We start from the raw sequence: 15,574 nt of genomic DNA on the forward strand, positions 1-15,574 counted from the left end.
CAAGCCGGTCGGGGTTTGACGCTGGTCCGGGGGCCTCGTCGGGTGGCAGCGGTGCTGGTCGCTGGTCGGGGGTCGATGACGGGGCGGGTGCCTGGTCATGACGTCCGGGCGGGTGTCTCGTCGGGGGATGGTCGACCGTCCGGGTGCGCCGGGCGGCACGGCAGCCGATCCGGTCGTCGGCCGGTGGCCGGAGGAAGCCGATGCCGCAGCGCCGCGGCGGGACTGGCGGGACACCCTGCGCAACGCCAGCGACCTGGCCCTGGTCGGGATCCTCGCGGCCATCGGGTCGCTCGGGGTGGTGACGGCGGGCGGTGCGGTGGCGACCGCGAGCGCCGCCGTCCACGACTGGATCGAGACGGACAGTTGGCCCGGGCTGCGGCCGACCCTGCACCGGTTCGCCCGCGCGCTTCTGCCCGGTGCGGTGGCCACCCTCGCCCTGCTCGCCGTCACCGCGCTGCTCGGGGTCAACCTGCTGGCGCTGCACCGGGGCGTCGTACCGGGCGGTGCCCCGCTGGTCGTGCTGACCGTCGTACTGGCCGTGGCCGGTGCCGGGCTCGCCGGACTCACCCTGGTGGAGGTGGGGCGGCGGGGCGGCCGGGACTGGCTGGCCGCCACCCGCGCCGCCGCGCTGACCGCCGGGGCGCATCCCGGCCTGCTGCTCGCCACCGCGGGCGTCGCCGCGCTGGTGGCGGTCCTCGGCGTCATGATCCTGCCGGCGGTCATCCCGATCCTCGGCGGATACGCGCTACTGGCCCTGCACGCCGTGGTCCGGCGTACCGAACGCCGGCACCCGGCCAAGGCCGGCTGACGCCGACCTCGCCGCATTGCCAGCGGCGAACAGCATCGTGATCTGAGCGAAAACCACCTTTCCCAGCCTGGGAGAGGTGGTTTTCGCTCAGATCGACAAGGAACACCGAGGCCGCGCGGCCGGCCTCACTCCGGGGTGAAGCGCCTCACCACGAATCCCTCGTCGGTCCCGCAGATGATCTGGGCGGTGTTCCACGAACAACTCGCCGGCCAGACGTCCTTGAGCTGACCGAGTTGGACCGGCTCGCCGGCGCGTACCGGCAGCCCCGCGACGCTCGGGCTGGCCGAGTAGGTGGCCAGGTCCTCGCTGAAGAGCAGTACGTTGGCCGCGTCGAGCCGGACCGCGACCCCCTCCTGGCTGACCAACTCGTCACCGTCGGCGTCGAAGACCTTCGACTCCGAGTTGCTCTGGGGCCGGGTGATGACGTGGTCGCCCACCGGCACGACGAGTTGGGCGTCGGGGGACGGCTTGCGCCAGATCTCTCCGTCCTTCTCGGTGTTCACCGCCACCAGGTGGGTGGTCTTCCGGTCCAGGGACGACGTCTCCAGCAGGCAGATCCGCCCGTCACCGCAGGGCACCATGGCGTCGAGCCGCCCCTGCGCGTCGGCCGCGGTGTAGACGATCGACGGTTCACCGAGGCTCTCCAGGTCGTACGCGGCGATCCGGTATCCGCTCTCGCTGGCGCCGACGAAGAGCCGGTTCCCGTACGCCAGGACCGTGTCGTCGGGGTCGGCCACGTTCGGCCGGCTCTTGACGATCTCGCCGCTCTTCACGTCGATCACCCGGACGCTGCGGTCCGCGCCGACCTGCACGATCCGCTGGTCGTCGCCGAGATCCGGGGCGAGCGCGCTGCCGTCGACCATGGCCGGGCCGGAGATGTCCTTCTCCGTGGTCACCGGGTAGACGGCGGTCGCCGCGTTGTCGTACTGGTCCCGCGGGTTGTCGTGGGACCACTTCTGCGTACCGGACCGCCGGTCGAGACCGACGACCCGGTTGCCGGTCCGGTCGATGACCACGGCCGCCCCGTCGAAGACGAACACCCAGTCGTTCCCCCGGACCTGGTGGGTCCACAGCTTGTCGCCGTCGTCGTCGTAGACGACCATGGCGCGCGGCTCGGAGTCGCTGATCCGGTCGGCGTACGCGATGACACCGTCGGGCAGCGCGCTGATGCCGGCCCAGTCGTCGGACGTCTCGGTGGTCTGCCGGCGCCAGACCTCCTTGGCGGTGGTGATGTCGACGGCCACGATCTCCAGCCGGTTGTCCTCCCGCTCGTAGGCGGCGTACGCCCGGTTCCCGACGACCCGGGTGAAGACGCGCGAGGGCCGGGTGTCACCGGCCTTGACCGTCCCGACGTCGGCGAAGGTCTTGAACTCGATGTCGGCGTAGCGGTTGCCGGTGAAGTAGAGGTAGGCGGCGGCCACGACCGCCACGACCGCGACCGCGGCGCCGGCACCCATCCACCACGACCGCCGGTGCCGCCACCCGTGGACGTCCACCGGTTCCCGGTCCGGCTCGGTCGGACGCGGGGGCGGGCCGCCGTAGCGGGAAGCGGACGGCGCCGCGGACACCGGGGCGGCGGGTTGCGGTGCCGGCCGGCTCGCCGGGGAGACCGGATACCCGACCGGACCACCCGACGGGTACGGCTGGCCGGGCGCCGCCGGCCCGCCCTGGCCGTACGGGGCCCCGGACCGGTACGGCGGCGCGGAGGCCACCCCCTGCTGGTACGGCGGCCCGGAGGAGGAATCCGGCCGGTACGGCGGCACGGACGCGACTCCGGCCCCCGGCGCCGGGCCGGGGCTGACCGGCGGTGCGGCGGGCGAACCGGCGGCATTCGACGCGTACGTCCCGGCCTGGTAGGTGGTGCCCGACTGGTACGGCGGGGCGGAGGTGACCGGCGGCCCGGACGGCGACGGCACCACCGCGCCGGCCGGCCCGACACCGGCACCGCCCGGCACCGTACCGGCGCCGGCCGGCCCGCCACCGGCCGGCGGGGCGCCGGGAACGCCCGGACCGGCCACGCCGGGCCCCGGCAGGCCCGGACCGGGAGCGGCCGGACCAGGAGCGAACGGACCGGAAGCGGCCGGACCGGAGCCGAGGCCGGCGACCACCGGGCCGCCGGCGGCGAGTCCGCCGGCCGCCAGGTCTCCGGCGCCCAGCGGACCGACCGGCCCGGCGACGGTCGCCGGCGACGGGGCCGGCGCGACGAGTTCGGCCAGGGCCCCCTCGGCCACCGGCAGCTCGGGCTGCTCCAGCACCGTCGGCGCGATGCCCAGTTCGGAGTGCAGGAGCCGGGCGACGAGCGGCACCCGCGACGAGCCGCCCACCAGGAACAGTCCCGCGAGTTCGTCGCTGGTCATCCGGCAGTTCGTGATGACGGTGCCCGCCTCCATGACCCCGCGTCGCAGCAGCGGGGTGGCCAGCCGCTCCAGTTCGTCACGGGTCAGGTGGACGGCCTGGTCGACGCCGGGGACCGGAACGGGGGCGACCGTGCTGCGCGACAGCATCTCCTTGGCGCCGCGTACGTCGTCCCAGAACTGGCGGCGGTTGCGCGACTGGGCCGGGGTGGCCGGCCGGGCGAGTTGCTGCCACGCTCCCGGGTCGGCGGTGTTCAGCAGCTGGCCGAGGTGGTCGACGAGGGCGGAGTCGAGGTCGAGACCGCCCAGCTCGGCGACGCCACCGGAGCCGACGACCACGAACCGGGGCCGGCCCCCGCCGTCCGTGCCCTCGTTGCGGACCACGGCGATGTCGAGGGTGCCGCCACCGAAGTCGAACACCGCGATCGCCTTGCCGACCGGCACCGGCCGGCGCAGTACGTCGGCGAAGTAGCGGGCGGCGGCGACCGGTTCGGGGAGCAGGATGGTGCCGGTGCCCTGGCGGACCTCGCCGCTGGCGACGGTGGCCGGGTCGACGGGCGGCCAGCCGGCGCGGCCGACCGCGGTGGCGAGCACCTCCCGGCGGCGGGCGCCCCACGCCGCCGGGTATGTCACCACCGCCGGCGGCAGGAAGCCGACGGCTTCGACCGCGGCCCGGGCGACGGCGCCGAGCAGCGCGCCGAGCAGGTCGACGGTGGCCACCTCGCGGTCGCCGAGCAGCGCCCCGGCCTCGTCGATCCGCCGCTTCGGGTTGGGCTCGTAGCGGGCCGGGTCGGCCTGGGCGAGCCGCTGCGCGTCCCGGCCGACGTGGAACCGACCGGACTCGTCGAGGAAGACCCCGGACGGCATGACCGGCTGGCCGTCGAACAGCAGGGGGCGGGTACGGCCGTCCGGCCAACGCAGCACGGCGACGGTGTTCGACGTGCCGAGGTCGACGCCGAGCGCGTAGCCGTCCTGGTCTGCCATCTGCCGACTCCTCCGGGGCGAGGGGATGCCCGGCCCTGCATGTTACGGGGGCCGCGCCGCCCCGAAACCGGTCCGGGGCCGCACGGCCCGTGGCAGTGGCTCCGCGGGTCAGGACTCCCGGCGCCGCCGGGCGATCTCGGCCAGCGACACGGCGGCGGCCACCGAGGCGTTGAGCGACTCGATCTCCGACACCATCGGGATGCTCACCCGCAGGTCGCAGGTTTCGCCGACCAGCCGGGACAGCCCGCGCCCCTCGGAGCCGACGACCACCACCAGCGGTCCGACCGCGGCTTCCAGGTCGTAGAGCCCGGTCTCGCCGTCGGCGTCGAGCCCGACCACCATGAAGCCGGCCTGCTGGCAGGCTTTGACGGCCCGGGTCAGGTTGGTCACCTGGCTCACCGGGACCCGGGCGGCGGCGCCGGCGCTGGTGCGCCAGGCGGTGGCGGTGATACCGGCCGCGCGGCGTTCGGGCATGAAGACGCCCTGCGCGCCGAAGGCGGCCGCCGAGCGGATCACCGCACCGAGGTTGCGCGGGTCGGTGACCCCGTCGAGCGCGACGAGCAGCGGCGCGGTGTGCTCGACCGACGCCGCGAGCAGGTCCTCGAAGATCTCGTACGCGAACGGCGGCACCTGCAGGCCGACGCCCTGGTGGAGCACGCCGCCGGTCATCCGGTCCAGTTCGGGCCGGCTGACCTCAAGGATCGCGATGCCCCGGTCGGCGGCGGTCCGGACCAGTTCGTTGACCCGGTCGTCGATGTCGATGCCGTGTGCGACGTACAGCGCGGTCGCCGGGACGTGCGTGCGCAGCGCCTCCACGACCGGGTTACGCCCGACGAGCAGTTCGGGGGCGTCCTTCGCCGGCATCGACTTGCGGCCGGGCGCCACCCGTGGCCCGCTGCGGGTCGGAGTCCGGGAACCGGCGCGGCCACCCGCCTTGCCGGCGGCCGCGCGGGCCGGCTTGCCGGCGCCCCGCTGGCCGACGCCCCAGGTGGTGTCCTTCGAGCCCGGTGTACCGATCTTGGGCGCCCGGCCCTCCTCGGCCGCCGCCCGCCGCTCCTTGTCCTGCTTCCAGGCGGTGCGCTGGGGCAGCTTCTCGGTGCCCGAGTACGCCTTGTGCCACGGACGCTCGTCGGCCGGGAGGGTCTTGCCCTTGCCGGCCAGACCCGCGCGGTTCTTGCCGCCCGAGCCGATCGTGGCGCCCTTCTTCGGGGTCACCCGACGCCCACGGCGTTGCGAGTTGCCAGCCATCAGTCCTGTTCTCCAATGGTCCAACGCGGGCCGTGTGGGGTGTCCTCCACCACGACTCCGGCGTGCTTGAGCTGGTCGCGCACCGCGTCGGCGGCGGCCCAGTCCTTCCGTTGCCGGGCCTGGGCGCGTTGCTCCAGGGCCAGCGCGACCAGCGAGTCGACGACCCCTCTCAGGTCGCCGCCCCGCTCACCGCCGATGTTTCCCGGGTCGAGCGGGTCGACGCCGAGGATGTCGAGCATGGCCCGTACCGTGGCCAGCGCGACGCGGGTGGCGTCGTCGTCGCCGTCCGCCAGCGCCGTGTTGCCGTCGCGCAGCGCGTCGTGCAGCACCGCCGTCGCCGCCGAGGTGTTGAGGTCGTCGTCCATCGCGGCGGCGAACGCCGCCGGCACCGCACCCGCACCGATGCGGCCGACGCGTTCCACGGCCCGCTGCACGAAGCCCTCGATCCGCCGGTAGGCGACCGCCGCCTCGCGCAGCGCCTCGTCGGAGTAGTCGATCCGGGACCGGTAGTGCGGGGACACGAGGTAGTAGCGCAGCTCGACCGGGCGGACCCCGATCGCGGTGACGTGGGCCAGGTCGATGACGTTGCCCAGGGACTTGCTCATCTTGGCCGGGCCGAGGTTGAGCAGGCCGTGGTGCACCCAGTAGCGGGCGAACCCGAAGCCGGCGGCCCTGGACTGGGCCACCTCGTTCTCGTGGTGCGGGAAGGTCAGGTCGAGCCCGCCGCCGTGGATGTCGAACTCGGTGCCCAGGTAGCGCCAGCACATCGCGGAGCACTCGATGTGCCAGCCGGGCCGGCCCCGGCCCCACGGCGACGGCCAGGAGGCGTCCGCCGGTTCGCTGGGCTTGTGCCCCTTCCACAGCGCGAAGTCGCGCGGGTCGCGCTTGGCGAACCCGGGCGCGTCCTCGGCCGCCCGCATCGCGTCCGGCTGCTGCCCGGACAGTTCCCCGTACGCGGGGTAGGAGCTGACGTCGAAGTAGACGTCGCCGGAGCCGTCCAGCGCCGGGTAGGCGTGCCCGTCGGCGATCAGCCGGGCGATCAGCTCGTGCATCTCCGGCACGTGCCCGGTGGCCCGTGGCTCGTAAGTCGGCGGCAGCACGTTGAGGCTGCGGTAGGCGGCCGAGAGGATCAGCTCGTTGGCGTACGAGATCGACCAGAACGGCCGGTCCTGTTCGCACGCCTTGTCGAGGATCTTGTCGTCGATGTCGGTGATGTTGCGGACGAAGGTCACCTCGTAGCCGTTGCGCAGGAACCAGCGCCGGAGCACGTCGTAGTTGACGCCGGAACGGAGGTGGCCGATGTGCGGCGGGGCCTGCACGGTCAGCCCACAGAGGTAGACGCCCACCTTGCCGCTCTCGCGCGGGACGAAGTCCCGCACCGATCGGGTCGCGGTGTCGTAAAGGCGTAGCGTCACCGTACAAGGGTAGCCGCAGCGGCCTTCCCGGCGGCGTCCGGACATACCTCTGATCCACCTTATCCGATCTTGGCGGCCGGCAGGGGCCGGCGTGGCGCCGGCCGACCCGCTCCGCGCGTAGGGTCTCGGTCGTGGAGAGCGCGCCCCGCCCGGGTGAGACGGCACAGACCCTCGACCGGGGGCTACGACTGCTGCAACTGGTCGCCGACGCACCCGCCGGGCTGACCGTCACCGAGGCCGCGGCCCGGCTCGGTGTCGGCCGTACGGTCGTCTACCGGCTGGTCACCGCGCTGGTCCAGCACGGCCTGGTCCGCCGCGACACGGCCGGCCGGCTCCGGCTCGGGGTGGGGGTGCTGCAACTCGCCCGCCGGGCGCAGCCGCTGCTCGCCGACGCCGCCCTGCCGGCACTGCGCCGGCTGGCCGAGCAGGTCGGCGCGACCGCCCACCTGACCGTGGCCGAGGGTGACGAGGGAGTCGCGCTGGCGGTCGTCGAGCCGAGCTGGACCGCGTTCCACGTCGCCTACCGGGCCGGGTCGCGGCATCCGCTCGACCGGGGCGCGGCGGGCCGGGCGATCCTCGCCGGCCGGCTCGGCGACCTCGGCCCGGTCGCCACCGTCGGCGAGCTGCAACCCGGGGCGTACGGCGTGGCCGCCCCGGTCCCCGGCGTCGAGGGTCTGGCCGCGAGCGTAGGCGTGGTGGCGCTCGCCGCCCTGGACATCGAATCGGTCGGCCCGCAGGTGACCGCCGCCGCCACCGCGATCGCCACCGCCCTCGGCTGAAGCACCCTCAAGATCCGCGTGATCAGGGGCTTTGCATGCCGGCGCACCGACGACACGCCAGACTTAGTCCCTGATCACGCGGATCTTGGCGGCTGGGCGTCCGGCCGGGGTCGCGTCGAGGGTCGGGCTGGCAGGGCGGCGATCGCGGCGGGCAACTCGGCGAGTGACCGGACCTGGCCGTCCGGGCGCAGCCCGGCCGGCACCGGGGCGCCGGAGCGGTTGAGCCAGATCGCCCGCAGCCCGGCCGCCTGGGCGCCGGTCACATCGTGTTCCGGCGAGTCGCCGACGTAGACCACCGCCGCCGGATCGACCGCGGCCGCCGACACCACGGTCGCGTAGAAGGCCGGGTCCGGCTTCTTCGGCACCCCGCCGACATGGGCGTAGATCTCGAACGCGAACTCGCCGGACAGCCCGCACCGCTCCGCCCGGCTGTTGCCGTTGGTGGCGAACCCCAGCGTGTACGTCTCCCGCAGCCGCCGCAGCGCCGGCAGCGCGTCCGGGAACGGGCGGGTCAGCTCGAAGCGCCGGGCGAAGAACAGCTCGGCCAGCCGGTCGAGTTCCGTCTCCAGGCCGGCCCGGGCCAACGACCGGGCCAGCGCGGCCCGCCGGATCTCGGTCACCGGCGCCGACGCCAACTCGCCGAAGACGGCGCCCCAGTCCGACTCCAGGTCGGCGAGTGTGACGTCCGCCGCCATCGGGGTCAGCCGCCACATCTCCTCGAGTACGGCCACCAGCCCGCCGGTCACCGCCGGCCGCAGGTCGATCAGCGTCTCGTCGGCGTCGAAGACCACAGTGGAGATCACATCGTCGAGGGTAGGCCGACGGCGGCCCCGGGCTCAGGGACGGGTCATCCGCAACACGTCGAGCGCCTCGTCGAGCTGCCGTTCGGTGAGCCGGCCCGACTCGACGTGGCCGCGCTCGATCACCACCTCGCGGATGGTCAACCCCTCGGCCAGCGCCTGCTTGGCGATCGAGGCGGCCTCGTCGTACCCGAGGTGGCGGTTGAGGGGGGTGACGATCGACGGCGAACTCTCCGCGTACGTCCGGGCGACCTTCTCGTCGGCGACCAGGCCGGCCACGCAGCGGTCGGCGAGCAGGCGACCGGCGGCGGCCAGGAGGCGGATGGACTCCAGCAGGTTGCGGGCCATCACCGGGAGCATCACGTTGAGTTCGAAGTCGCCCTGGGTGCCGGCGAACGACACCGTGGCGTCGTTGCCGATCACCTGGGCGCAGACCTGCCGGACCGCCTCGGGCACCACCGGGTTGACCTTGCCGGGCATGATCGACGAACCCGGCTGGAGGTCGGGGATCAGCAGCTCGCGCAGCCCGGCGGTGGGGCCGGAACCCATCCAGCGGATGTCGTTGACGATCTTGTAGAGGCTGACCGCGACGGTCTTGAGCTGCCCGGACGCCTCGACCAGCGCGTCGCGGGCGCCCTGCGCCTCGAAGTGGTCGCGGGCCTCGGTCAGCGGCAGTCCGGTCTCCTGGCGGAGCCGTTCGATGACCGCCGCGGCGAACCCGGGTGGCGTGTTGATGCCGGTGCCGACCGCGGTGCCGCCGAGCGGCAGTTCGCCGAGCCTCGGCAGGACGGACTCCAGCCGATCGACACCGAGCCGCACCTGAGTGGCGTACCCGCCGAACTCCTGGCCGAGGGTCACCGGCGTGGCGTCCATCAGGTGGGTACGGCCGGCCTTGACGACGGTGGCGAACTCGCCGGACTTCGCCGCCAGGGCGGCGTGCAGGTGCCGCAGCGCCGGCAGGAGATCGTGTACGACCGCCTGGGTGGCCGCCAGGTGGATCGACGACGGGAAGACGTCGTTGCTCGACTGCGACGCGTTGACGTGGTCGTTCGGGTGCACCTTCCGGCCGAGTTCACGCTCGGCGAGGGTGGCGATCACCTCGTTGGTGTTCATGTTCGACGAGGTGCCGGAGCCGGTCTGGAAGACGTCGATCGGGAACTGGTCGTCGTAGCCGCCGTCGGCCACGTGCGCCGCGGCGGTGGCGACGGCGTCGGCGATGTCCGGGTCGAGCACCCCGAGTTCGGCGTTGACCTCTGCCGCCGCCCCCTTGATCTGGGCGAGGGCGCGGATGTGCGCGGATTCCAGCCCGCGTCCGGAGATCGGGAAGTTCTCCACCGCGCGCTGGGTCTGGGCCCGCCAGAGAGCGTCGGCGGGCACCTGGACCTCGCCCATCGTGTCGCGTTCGATCCGGTAGCCCACAGCCTCAGGAGAAGTCACGTACTCCATCCTGCCCCGCGCGGCGCCGGCACGCAGAGATCCCCGCGATCTTGCACCTATCGCCCGACAGAACCGACAAAAGGAGGAGATAACTGCAAGATCGCGGGGAGCGGGGTGGTGGCGGTGAGGGTCAGCGGCGGCCGACCGTGAGGACGGGCTTGGTCACCTCGGCGAAGAAGTCGTTGCCCTTGTCGTCGACGACGATGAAGGCCGGGAAGTCCTCGACCTCGATCTTCCAGACCGCCTCCATGCCCAACTCCGGGTACTCCAGCACCTCCACGTGCCGGATGCAGTCCTGGGCCAGCCGGGCCGCCGGGCCGCCGATCGACCCGAGGTAGAAGCCGCCGTGCTGGTGGCAGGAACGGGTCACCTGGCCGGACCGGTTGCCCTTGGCGAGCATGACCTGCGAGCCGCCGGCGGCCTGGAACTTCTCCACGTACGCGTCCATCCGGCCGGCCGTCGTCGGGCCGAACGAACCCGACGCGTAGCCCTCGGGGGTCTTGGCCGGGCCGGCGTAGTAGACGGCGTGGTCGCGCAGGTACTGCGGCATCGGCTCGCCGGCGTCCAGCCGTTCGGCGATCTTCGCGTGGGCGATGTCGCGGGCGACGACCAGCGGCCCGGTCAGCGAGAGCCGGGTCTTCACCGGATAGCGGGAGAGTTCGGCCCGGATCTCGTCCATCGGCCGGTTGAGGTCGACGCGGACCACGTCGGAGTCGCCGCCGAGGGTCTCCTCGGTCACGTCGGGCAGGAAGCGGGCCGGGTCGGTCTCCAGCCGCTCCAGCCAGACCCCGGACGGGGTGATCTTCGCCACCGCCTGCCGGTCGGCGGAGCAGGACACCGCGATCGCGACCGGGCAGGAGGCACCGTGCCGGGGCAGCCGGACCACCCGTACGTCGTGGCAGAAGTACCGCCCGCCGAACTGGGCACCGATGCCGAACTGCCGGGTCAGCTCCAGCACCTCGGCCTCCAGCTCGACGTCACGGAAGCCGTGCGCCAGCATCGAGCCCTCGGTCGGCAGGTTGTCCAGGTACTTCGCCGAGGCGAGCTTCGCGGTCTTCAGCGCGTGCTCGGCGGACGTACCACCGATCACGACGGCCAGGTGGTAGGGCGGGCAGGCCGAGGTGCCGATCAGCCGCAGCTTCTCTTCCAGGAACTGCATCATCCTGGTCGGATTCAGCAGCGCCTTGGTCTCCTGGTAGAGGTAGGACTTGTTGGCCGAGCCGCCGCCCTTGGCCATGAAGAGGAACTTGTAGGCGTCCGGGTGGCCGCCCGGGTCCTCGGCGTACAACTCGATCTGCGCCGGCAGGTTGGTGCCGGTGTTGCGCTCCTCCCACATCGTGATCGGGGCGAGCTGCGAGTAGCGCAGGTTGAGCCGGGTGTACGCCTGGTAGACACCGCGGGCGATGGCCTCCTCGTCGGAGCCGTCGGTGAGCACGTGCCGGCCGCGCTTGCCCATCACGATCGCGGTGCCGGTGTCCTGGCACATCGGCAGTACGCCACCGGCCGCGATGTTCGCGTTGCGCAGCAGGTCGAGGGCGACGAACCGGTCGTTGGGCGAGGCCGCCGGATCGTCGATGATCGACCGGAGCTGGGCCAGGTGAGCGGGGCGCAGGAAGTGCGCGATGTCGTGCATCGCCTCGGCGGTCAGGGCGGTGAGCGCCGCCGGGTCGACGGTCAGGAACCGCCGGCCACCGGGACCGTTGACCACGTCGACGCCCTCGTCGGTGATCAGCCGGTATTCGGTCTGGTCGGCACCGAGGGGCAGCAGGGGAGAGTAGGAGAAGGCGGCGGCACTGCTCATGAACGGAGAGCCTAAGCCAGCGCGGCCGTCCGCTCCCACCCGCCGGCACCACGCATGTCCGCCGTCACCGAAGTACGCCGGTCACCCGTCCTTGGGCTGCGATGATTCACACTCCGGCTCCTTGGCGCCGCCGCACGACCCGCTGCCGTCGCCGTTGCCGCCGGGGTCGCCGTTGCCGCCGGGCGGTGGCCCGCCGCCACCCGGCTGGTCGGGCGCGGAGCCGTTGAAGGGGACGTACCCGATGTCGCGACCCTCGCCGATGATCATGCCGGCCGGGCCGACCGCGAGGACCTTCGCGGTCGTACGGAGGTTGACCAACTCCCGGCCGGTCGCCGGATCCAGGGCGATCACCCGGTCCGGGTCGCTGTCCACCACGACCGCCGCGAAGCGGGCCAGGGCCATCTCGGCGTCCGGGTGGACCGGCCGGTCCCAGCGCGGGCCGTCGACCGACAGCCGGTGCCCCGTCACCGACCTGCCGTCGGCGGCGCGGACCAGGGCGTAATGATCGTCGACCGCCCGCAGCCGCTCGCCCTGCGTGCCGACCCACAGGTAGCGCCCGTCGTACGCGTCGATCACCGTCTCGCGGGCGTCCGGGGCGATGCCGACGATGACGTTGAGCCCGCCCTGCGGATCCTCCCGCTGCACGCAGCCGGCGCCGTCCGCCGTACGCAGGTTGATCCCGGCCCGCTGCCAGATCCGCTGCCCGGTGTTGGGGTCGTGGGCCTCGACGTTGAAGTAGCAGGTGCCGTCCTCGGAACGGGCGGTTATCTTCAGCACCCGGCCGCCGACCACGACCAGCCGGTCACGCCGGTCCGGTTCCAGCCGCTGCACCACCCGGCCGGTGGCGGTGTCGACGACGTGCACCCGACCGTCGATCGGGAAGCCGATCAGGGCCGGCATGGGCTCGGGGCCGCCGGCGCCGGGGTCGACGCCGTCGGCGGTGAGCTTGCGGGTACCCAGCACGTCCGGGTTGTCGGCGAAGAGCACGAATCCCACGCCGGGGATGTCGGTGGACCACCGCGGGGTGGTGCCGCGCGGGTCCCAGGCGGTCAGCGTGCAGTCCTTCGGGTCCGAGCAGCGCACGTCGAGCAGGGCGTTGCGGTACGTCCACACGGCGACCGCCTCGGTGTCCTTGCGCCGTACGGCCCCGGTCGCCGGGTCGAGCACCTCGTAGCCCTTGATGAGCAGTTTGCCGACCGCGACCACGGGATCGCGGGCGTCACCGGCGACGGCGCTCCAGTCCGCCTTGCGGTCCCACAGCCGTACGCCGGAGGAGAGGTTGAGCGCCTCGACGGAGGTCCGGTGCTCGACCACGACGGCGTTGCCGGCTATCGTCACGCTCTTCGGCGTGCCACCGACCCGCTGCTGCCAGGCGACGTCCGGTTTGGACAGTGGTTGGCTACGATTCACCCAGTCCCACATCGTCGGGAACGGGTTCCACACCCCGGTGGCGGCGAGCGCGACGACGACGGCCAGCGCGAAGACGAGGTAGTACCGCACCCTCGGCTTCCCGTTCGCCATGCGGCACACGGTAGTGACGCCGGACCGCAGATTCCGCCAGCGCGATTCGTCCGTGTCGATCGGGTAAGGCACCTTATGTGCGATAGATCCGGCCGAGCCGGTGGCGCCGCGACCCGCTTCACCTGACCCGTACGGCTCCGGAACACGGCCACGGCGGGGCACCCACAGAACCGATGGTTAAGGTTCCAGCGTGAGAGCGAGCAGCGGACACCCCGGATCGGCGACGGCCACGACCCTACGGCTGGCGCCGTGAGCGAGCGAACCATCAGGCTCAGTGCCAAGCACGGTGCCGCCGAGCGGAGCGAGGTGACACCGTGAGCGTCGATCCTGGGTGGTACAAGGACCCGGCAGACCCGACCACCCAGCGTTACTGGGACGGCGAGGGCTGGATCGGCAAGCCGCTGCCCGCCGACGCCACCCCGCCCGCCGGCCCGCCGCCGCCCGAGCCGGAGGAACCGCCGGCCGCCGCCGAACCGGCACCGCAGGCACCGGCCGGCAACCAGCCGGTCACCGGACCTCCGGCCGGTCCCGTCGCGGCGCCCCCGCCCCACCACCCACCGGCCGGCCCTCCGCCGCCGGACTGGCACCCCGGCGCCCACCCCGGGGCGGCCCCCCACCAGCCGATGCCCGGTGCGCCCTATCCGCCGTACGGTTACCCGCCGTACGGATTCCAGCCGCCCCAGCCCCCGCCCCGGCCGCACGGGTTGGCACTGGCCCCGCTCGGCGGCCGGCTGCTCGCCCGGCTGATCGACATCGGGGCCGTCTTCGCGCTCAACGTCGTCGTCAACGGCTGGTTCGTGTGGCAGTACATCCAGGAACTCTCCCCGCTGTTCGCCGAGAGCTGGCGCCGGGCCATGGCCGGGGACCGCTCGACCGAGGGGCTTCCCCAACTGGACGCGCGGGCCGACGGGCTCCTGCTGACGATCCTGCTGCTCGCCACCGCGCTGTGGTTCGCGTACGAGGTGCCGGCGGTCGGCAACAGCGGCCAGACGCTCGGCAAGCGGATCGTCGGCATCAAGGTCGTGCCGTTGGAGGCCGACGAACGGATCGGCTTCGGCCGTTCGTTCCGCCGCTGGATCCGGATGGGCCTGCCGACCCTGCTCTGGTACTGCTGCGTCGGGTTCATCCTGCAACTCGTCGACTCGGCCTTCCTGCTCTTCGACCGGCCGCTGCGCCAGGCGCTGCACGACAAGTCGGCGCGTACGGTCGTGGTGCAGGTGCCGAAGAGTCCCGCCCCGCCGAAGGCCGGCGCCCCGTCCCCGCCGGCCGGTGACCGCACCGACACCCCAGGAGGCTCCGCATGACCAGCCCCCGTTCCGCCGAGCCGCAGCGACTCACCCGGGCCGACCTCGAGGCGCTGCCGAACTACGTACCCGGTCGCAGCCCCGCCGACCTCGCCCGGGAACTCGGCCTACCCGAGGCGATCAAGCTGGCGAGCAACGAGGTGCCGTACGGTCCGTTGCCCGGTGTGGTCGGGGCGGTGACCGATGCGGTCGCCAGTGCCCACCGTTATCCGGACATGGGCGTCGTCGCGCTGCGTGCGGCGCTCGCCGAGCGGTACGGCGTCGCCCCGGACCGGATCGCCACCGGCTGCGGCTCGGTCGCGCTCTGCGAGCACCTGGTGCGCGCGACCTGCCTGCCCGGCGACGAGGTGCTCTACTCGTGGCGTTCCTTCGAGGCGTACCCCATCATCGCGGCGACCAGCGGCGCGACCAGCGTGCGGGTGCCGAACGACGCCGGGCACGGTCACGATCTGGCGGCGATGGCCGCGGCCGTGACCGACCGGACCCGGATCGTGCTGGTCTGCAACCCCAACAACCCGACCGGCACCAGCCTGCGCCGGGCGCAGCTGGACCGGTTCCTCGACGCGGTCGGCGACGACGTGCTGGTGGTGCTCGACGAGGCATACCGCGAGTTCGTCACCGACGCCGAGGTGCCGGACGGCATCGAGGAGTACGCCGACCGGCCGAACGTGGTCGTGCTGCGCACCCTGTCCAAGGCGTGGGGGCTGGCCGGGCTGCGGATCGGCTTCATGGTTGGGCAGCCGGCCGTCGCCGCCGCCGTCCGCAAGGTGGTCACCCCGTTCTCGACCAACCTGGTCGCGCAGGCCGCCGCGCTCGCCGCGCTCGGCCAGGAAGACGAGGTACGCCGCCGCTGCGCGCTGGTCGTCGCCGAGCGGGACCGGGTCACCGAGGCGATGCGCAAGCTGGTCCCGGACGTGCCGGACAGCCAGGCCAACTTCGTCTGGCTGCCGTTGCGCGACCGGGCGGCGGCGTTCGGGGCGGCCTGCGAGGCACGCGGGGTGATCGTACGGCCGTTCCCGGGCGACGGGGTTCGGGTCACGATCGGCACGCCGGCGGAGAACGACGCGTTCCTGGCGGCGGCCGAAGCGGCTCTCTGACGCCTGGCGGCCCGACCGGCCGGCAT

The 15,574-nt window shown here is 73.3% G+C and carries 11 protein-coding genes; 4 read left to right on the forward strand and 7 right to left on the reverse strand.

The features are described 5' to 3' along the window. Nucleotides 1–127 precede the first annotated feature (127 nt). A complete protein-coding gene (locus tag QCD66_RS33820; RefSeq protein ID WP_375735168.1) occupies nt 128–808 on the forward strand; it encodes a hypothetical protein in 681 nt (226 codons plus the stop codon). Between the two features lie 125 nt (nt 809–933). On the opposite strand, the gene QCD66_RS33825 is transcribed toward QCD66_RS33820, so the two are convergent. The 3 genes from QCD66_RS33825 to cysS form a co-directional block, all read right to left on the reverse strand. Then, entirely contained in the window at nt 934–4,146 is a 3,213-nt protein-coding gene (locus QCD66_RS33825; RefSeq protein WP_407566922.1) for an Hsp70 family protein, read from the reverse strand. 108 nt (nt 4,147–4,254) lie between these two features. After that, a complete protein-coding gene (gene rlmB / locus QCD66_RS33830) occupies nt 4,255–5,394 on the reverse strand; it encodes a 23S rRNA (guanosine(2251)-2'-O)-methyltransferase RlmB (RefSeq protein ID WP_357535397.1) in 1,140 nt (379 codons plus the stop codon). Further along, the gene (cysS, locus tag QCD66_RS33835; protein ID WP_364211101.1) at nt 5,394–6,809 is read right to left on the reverse strand and encodes a cysteine--tRNA ligase; all 1,416 of its coding nucleotides are present in this window, start codon (nt 6,807–6,809) and stop codon (nt 5,394–5,396) included. Before cysS ends, rlmB begins: the two co-directional genes overlap by 1 nt. A 131-nt stretch (nt 6,810–6,940) precedes the next feature. Here cysS and QCD66_RS33840 point away from each other — a divergent pair, with 131 nt between their 5' ends. After that, on the forward strand, nt 6,941–7,588 hold the full coding sequence (locus tag QCD66_RS33840; protein ID WP_357535394.1) for a helix-turn-helix domain-containing protein: 648 nt from the start codon (nt 6,941–6,943) through the stop codon (nt 7,586–7,588). Nucleotides 7,589–7,662: 74 nt separating this feature from the next. Here QCD66_RS33840 and QCD66_RS33845 read toward each other — a convergent pair whose 3' ends face one another. From QCD66_RS33845 to QCD66_RS33860, 4 genes are all read right to left on the reverse strand, one after another. After that, nucleotides 7,663–8,391: an HAD family hydrolase gene (locus QCD66_RS33845; RefSeq protein ID WP_375735600.1), complete on the reverse strand. Its 729-nt coding sequence runs from the start codon at nt 8,389–8,391 to the stop codon at nt 7,663–7,665. 33 nt (nt 8,392–8,424) lie between these two features. Further along, the gene (locus QCD66_RS33850) at nt 8,425–9,834 is read right to left on the reverse strand and encodes a class II fumarate hydratase (protein WP_375735599.1); all 1,410 of its coding nucleotides are present in this window, start codon (nt 9,832–9,834) and stop codon (nt 8,425–8,427) included. A gap of 121 nt (nt 9,835–9,955) precedes the next feature. After that, nucleotides 9,956–11,626 carry a fumarate hydratase gene (locus tag QCD66_RS33855; RefSeq protein WP_364211089.1) on the reverse strand — a complete coding sequence of 557 codons (1,671 nt, stop codon included), beginning with the start codon at nt 11,624–11,626 and terminating at the stop codon, nt 9,956–9,958. An 81-nt stretch (nt 11,627–11,707) separates the two neighbouring features. Continuing rightward, entirely contained in the window at nt 11,708–13,147 is a 1,440-nt protein-coding gene (locus tag QCD66_RS33860; RefSeq protein WP_375735598.1) for a PQQ-binding-like beta-propeller repeat protein, read from the reverse strand. 314 nt (nt 13,148–13,461) lie between these two features. On the opposite strand from QCD66_RS33860, the gene QCD66_RS33865 reads away from it, so the two are divergent. Together QCD66_RS33865 and hisC are read left to right on the forward strand one after the other, a co-directional pair. Further along, complete coding sequence (locus QCD66_RS33865) at nt 13,462–14,451, forward strand: RDD family protein (RefSeq protein ID WP_375735597.1); 990 nt, start codon at nt 13,462–13,464, stop codon at nt 14,449–14,451. Then, the gene (gene hisC / locus QCD66_RS33870; RefSeq protein ID WP_357535383.1) at nt 14,448–15,548 is read left to right on the forward strand and encodes a histidinol-phosphate transaminase; all 1,101 of its coding nucleotides are present in this window, start codon (nt 14,448–14,450) and stop codon (nt 15,546–15,548) included. The genes QCD66_RS33865 and hisC overlap by 4 nt, the downstream gene beginning before the upstream one ends. Nucleotides 15,549–15,574 lie beyond the last annotated feature (26 nt).

The organism is Polymorphospora sp. A560 (assembly GCF_045781765.1).
GTDB lineage: Bacteria > Actinomycetota > Actinomycetes > Mycobacteriales > Micromonosporaceae > Polymorphospora > Polymorphospora lycopeni.

What these genes read in the sequence shown, in the direction of transcription:
- QCD66_RS33825 (WP_407566922.1), bottom strand. Translation starts at nt 4,146, where the DNA reads ATGGCAGACCAGGACGGCTACGCGCTCGGCGTCGACCTCGGCACGTCG.
- hisC (WP_357535383.1), top strand. Translation starts at nt 14,448, where the DNA reads ATGACCAGCCCCCGTTCCGCCGAGCCGCAGCGACTCACCCGGGCCGAC.
- QCD66_RS33855 (WP_364211089.1), bottom strand. Translation starts at nt 11,626, where the DNA reads ATGAGCAGTGCCGCCGCCTTCTCCTACTCTCCCCTGCTGCCCCTCGGT.
- QCD66_RS33820 (WP_375735168.1), top strand. Translation starts at nt 128, where the DNA reads ATGGTCGACCGTCCGGGTGCGCCGGGCGGCACGGCAGCCGATCCGGTC.
- QCD66_RS33860 (WP_375735598.1), bottom strand. Translation starts at nt 13,147, where the DNA reads ATGGCGAACGGGAAGCCGAGGGTGCGGTACTACCTCGTCTTCGCGCTG.
- rlmB (WP_357535397.1), bottom strand. Translation starts at nt 5,394, where the DNA reads ATGGCTGGCAACTCGCAACGCCGTGGGCGTCGGGTGACCCCGAAGAAG.
- QCD66_RS33850 (WP_375735599.1), bottom strand. Translation starts at nt 9,834, where the DNA reads ATGGAGTACGTGACTTCTCCTGAGGCTGTGGGCTACCGGATCGAACGC.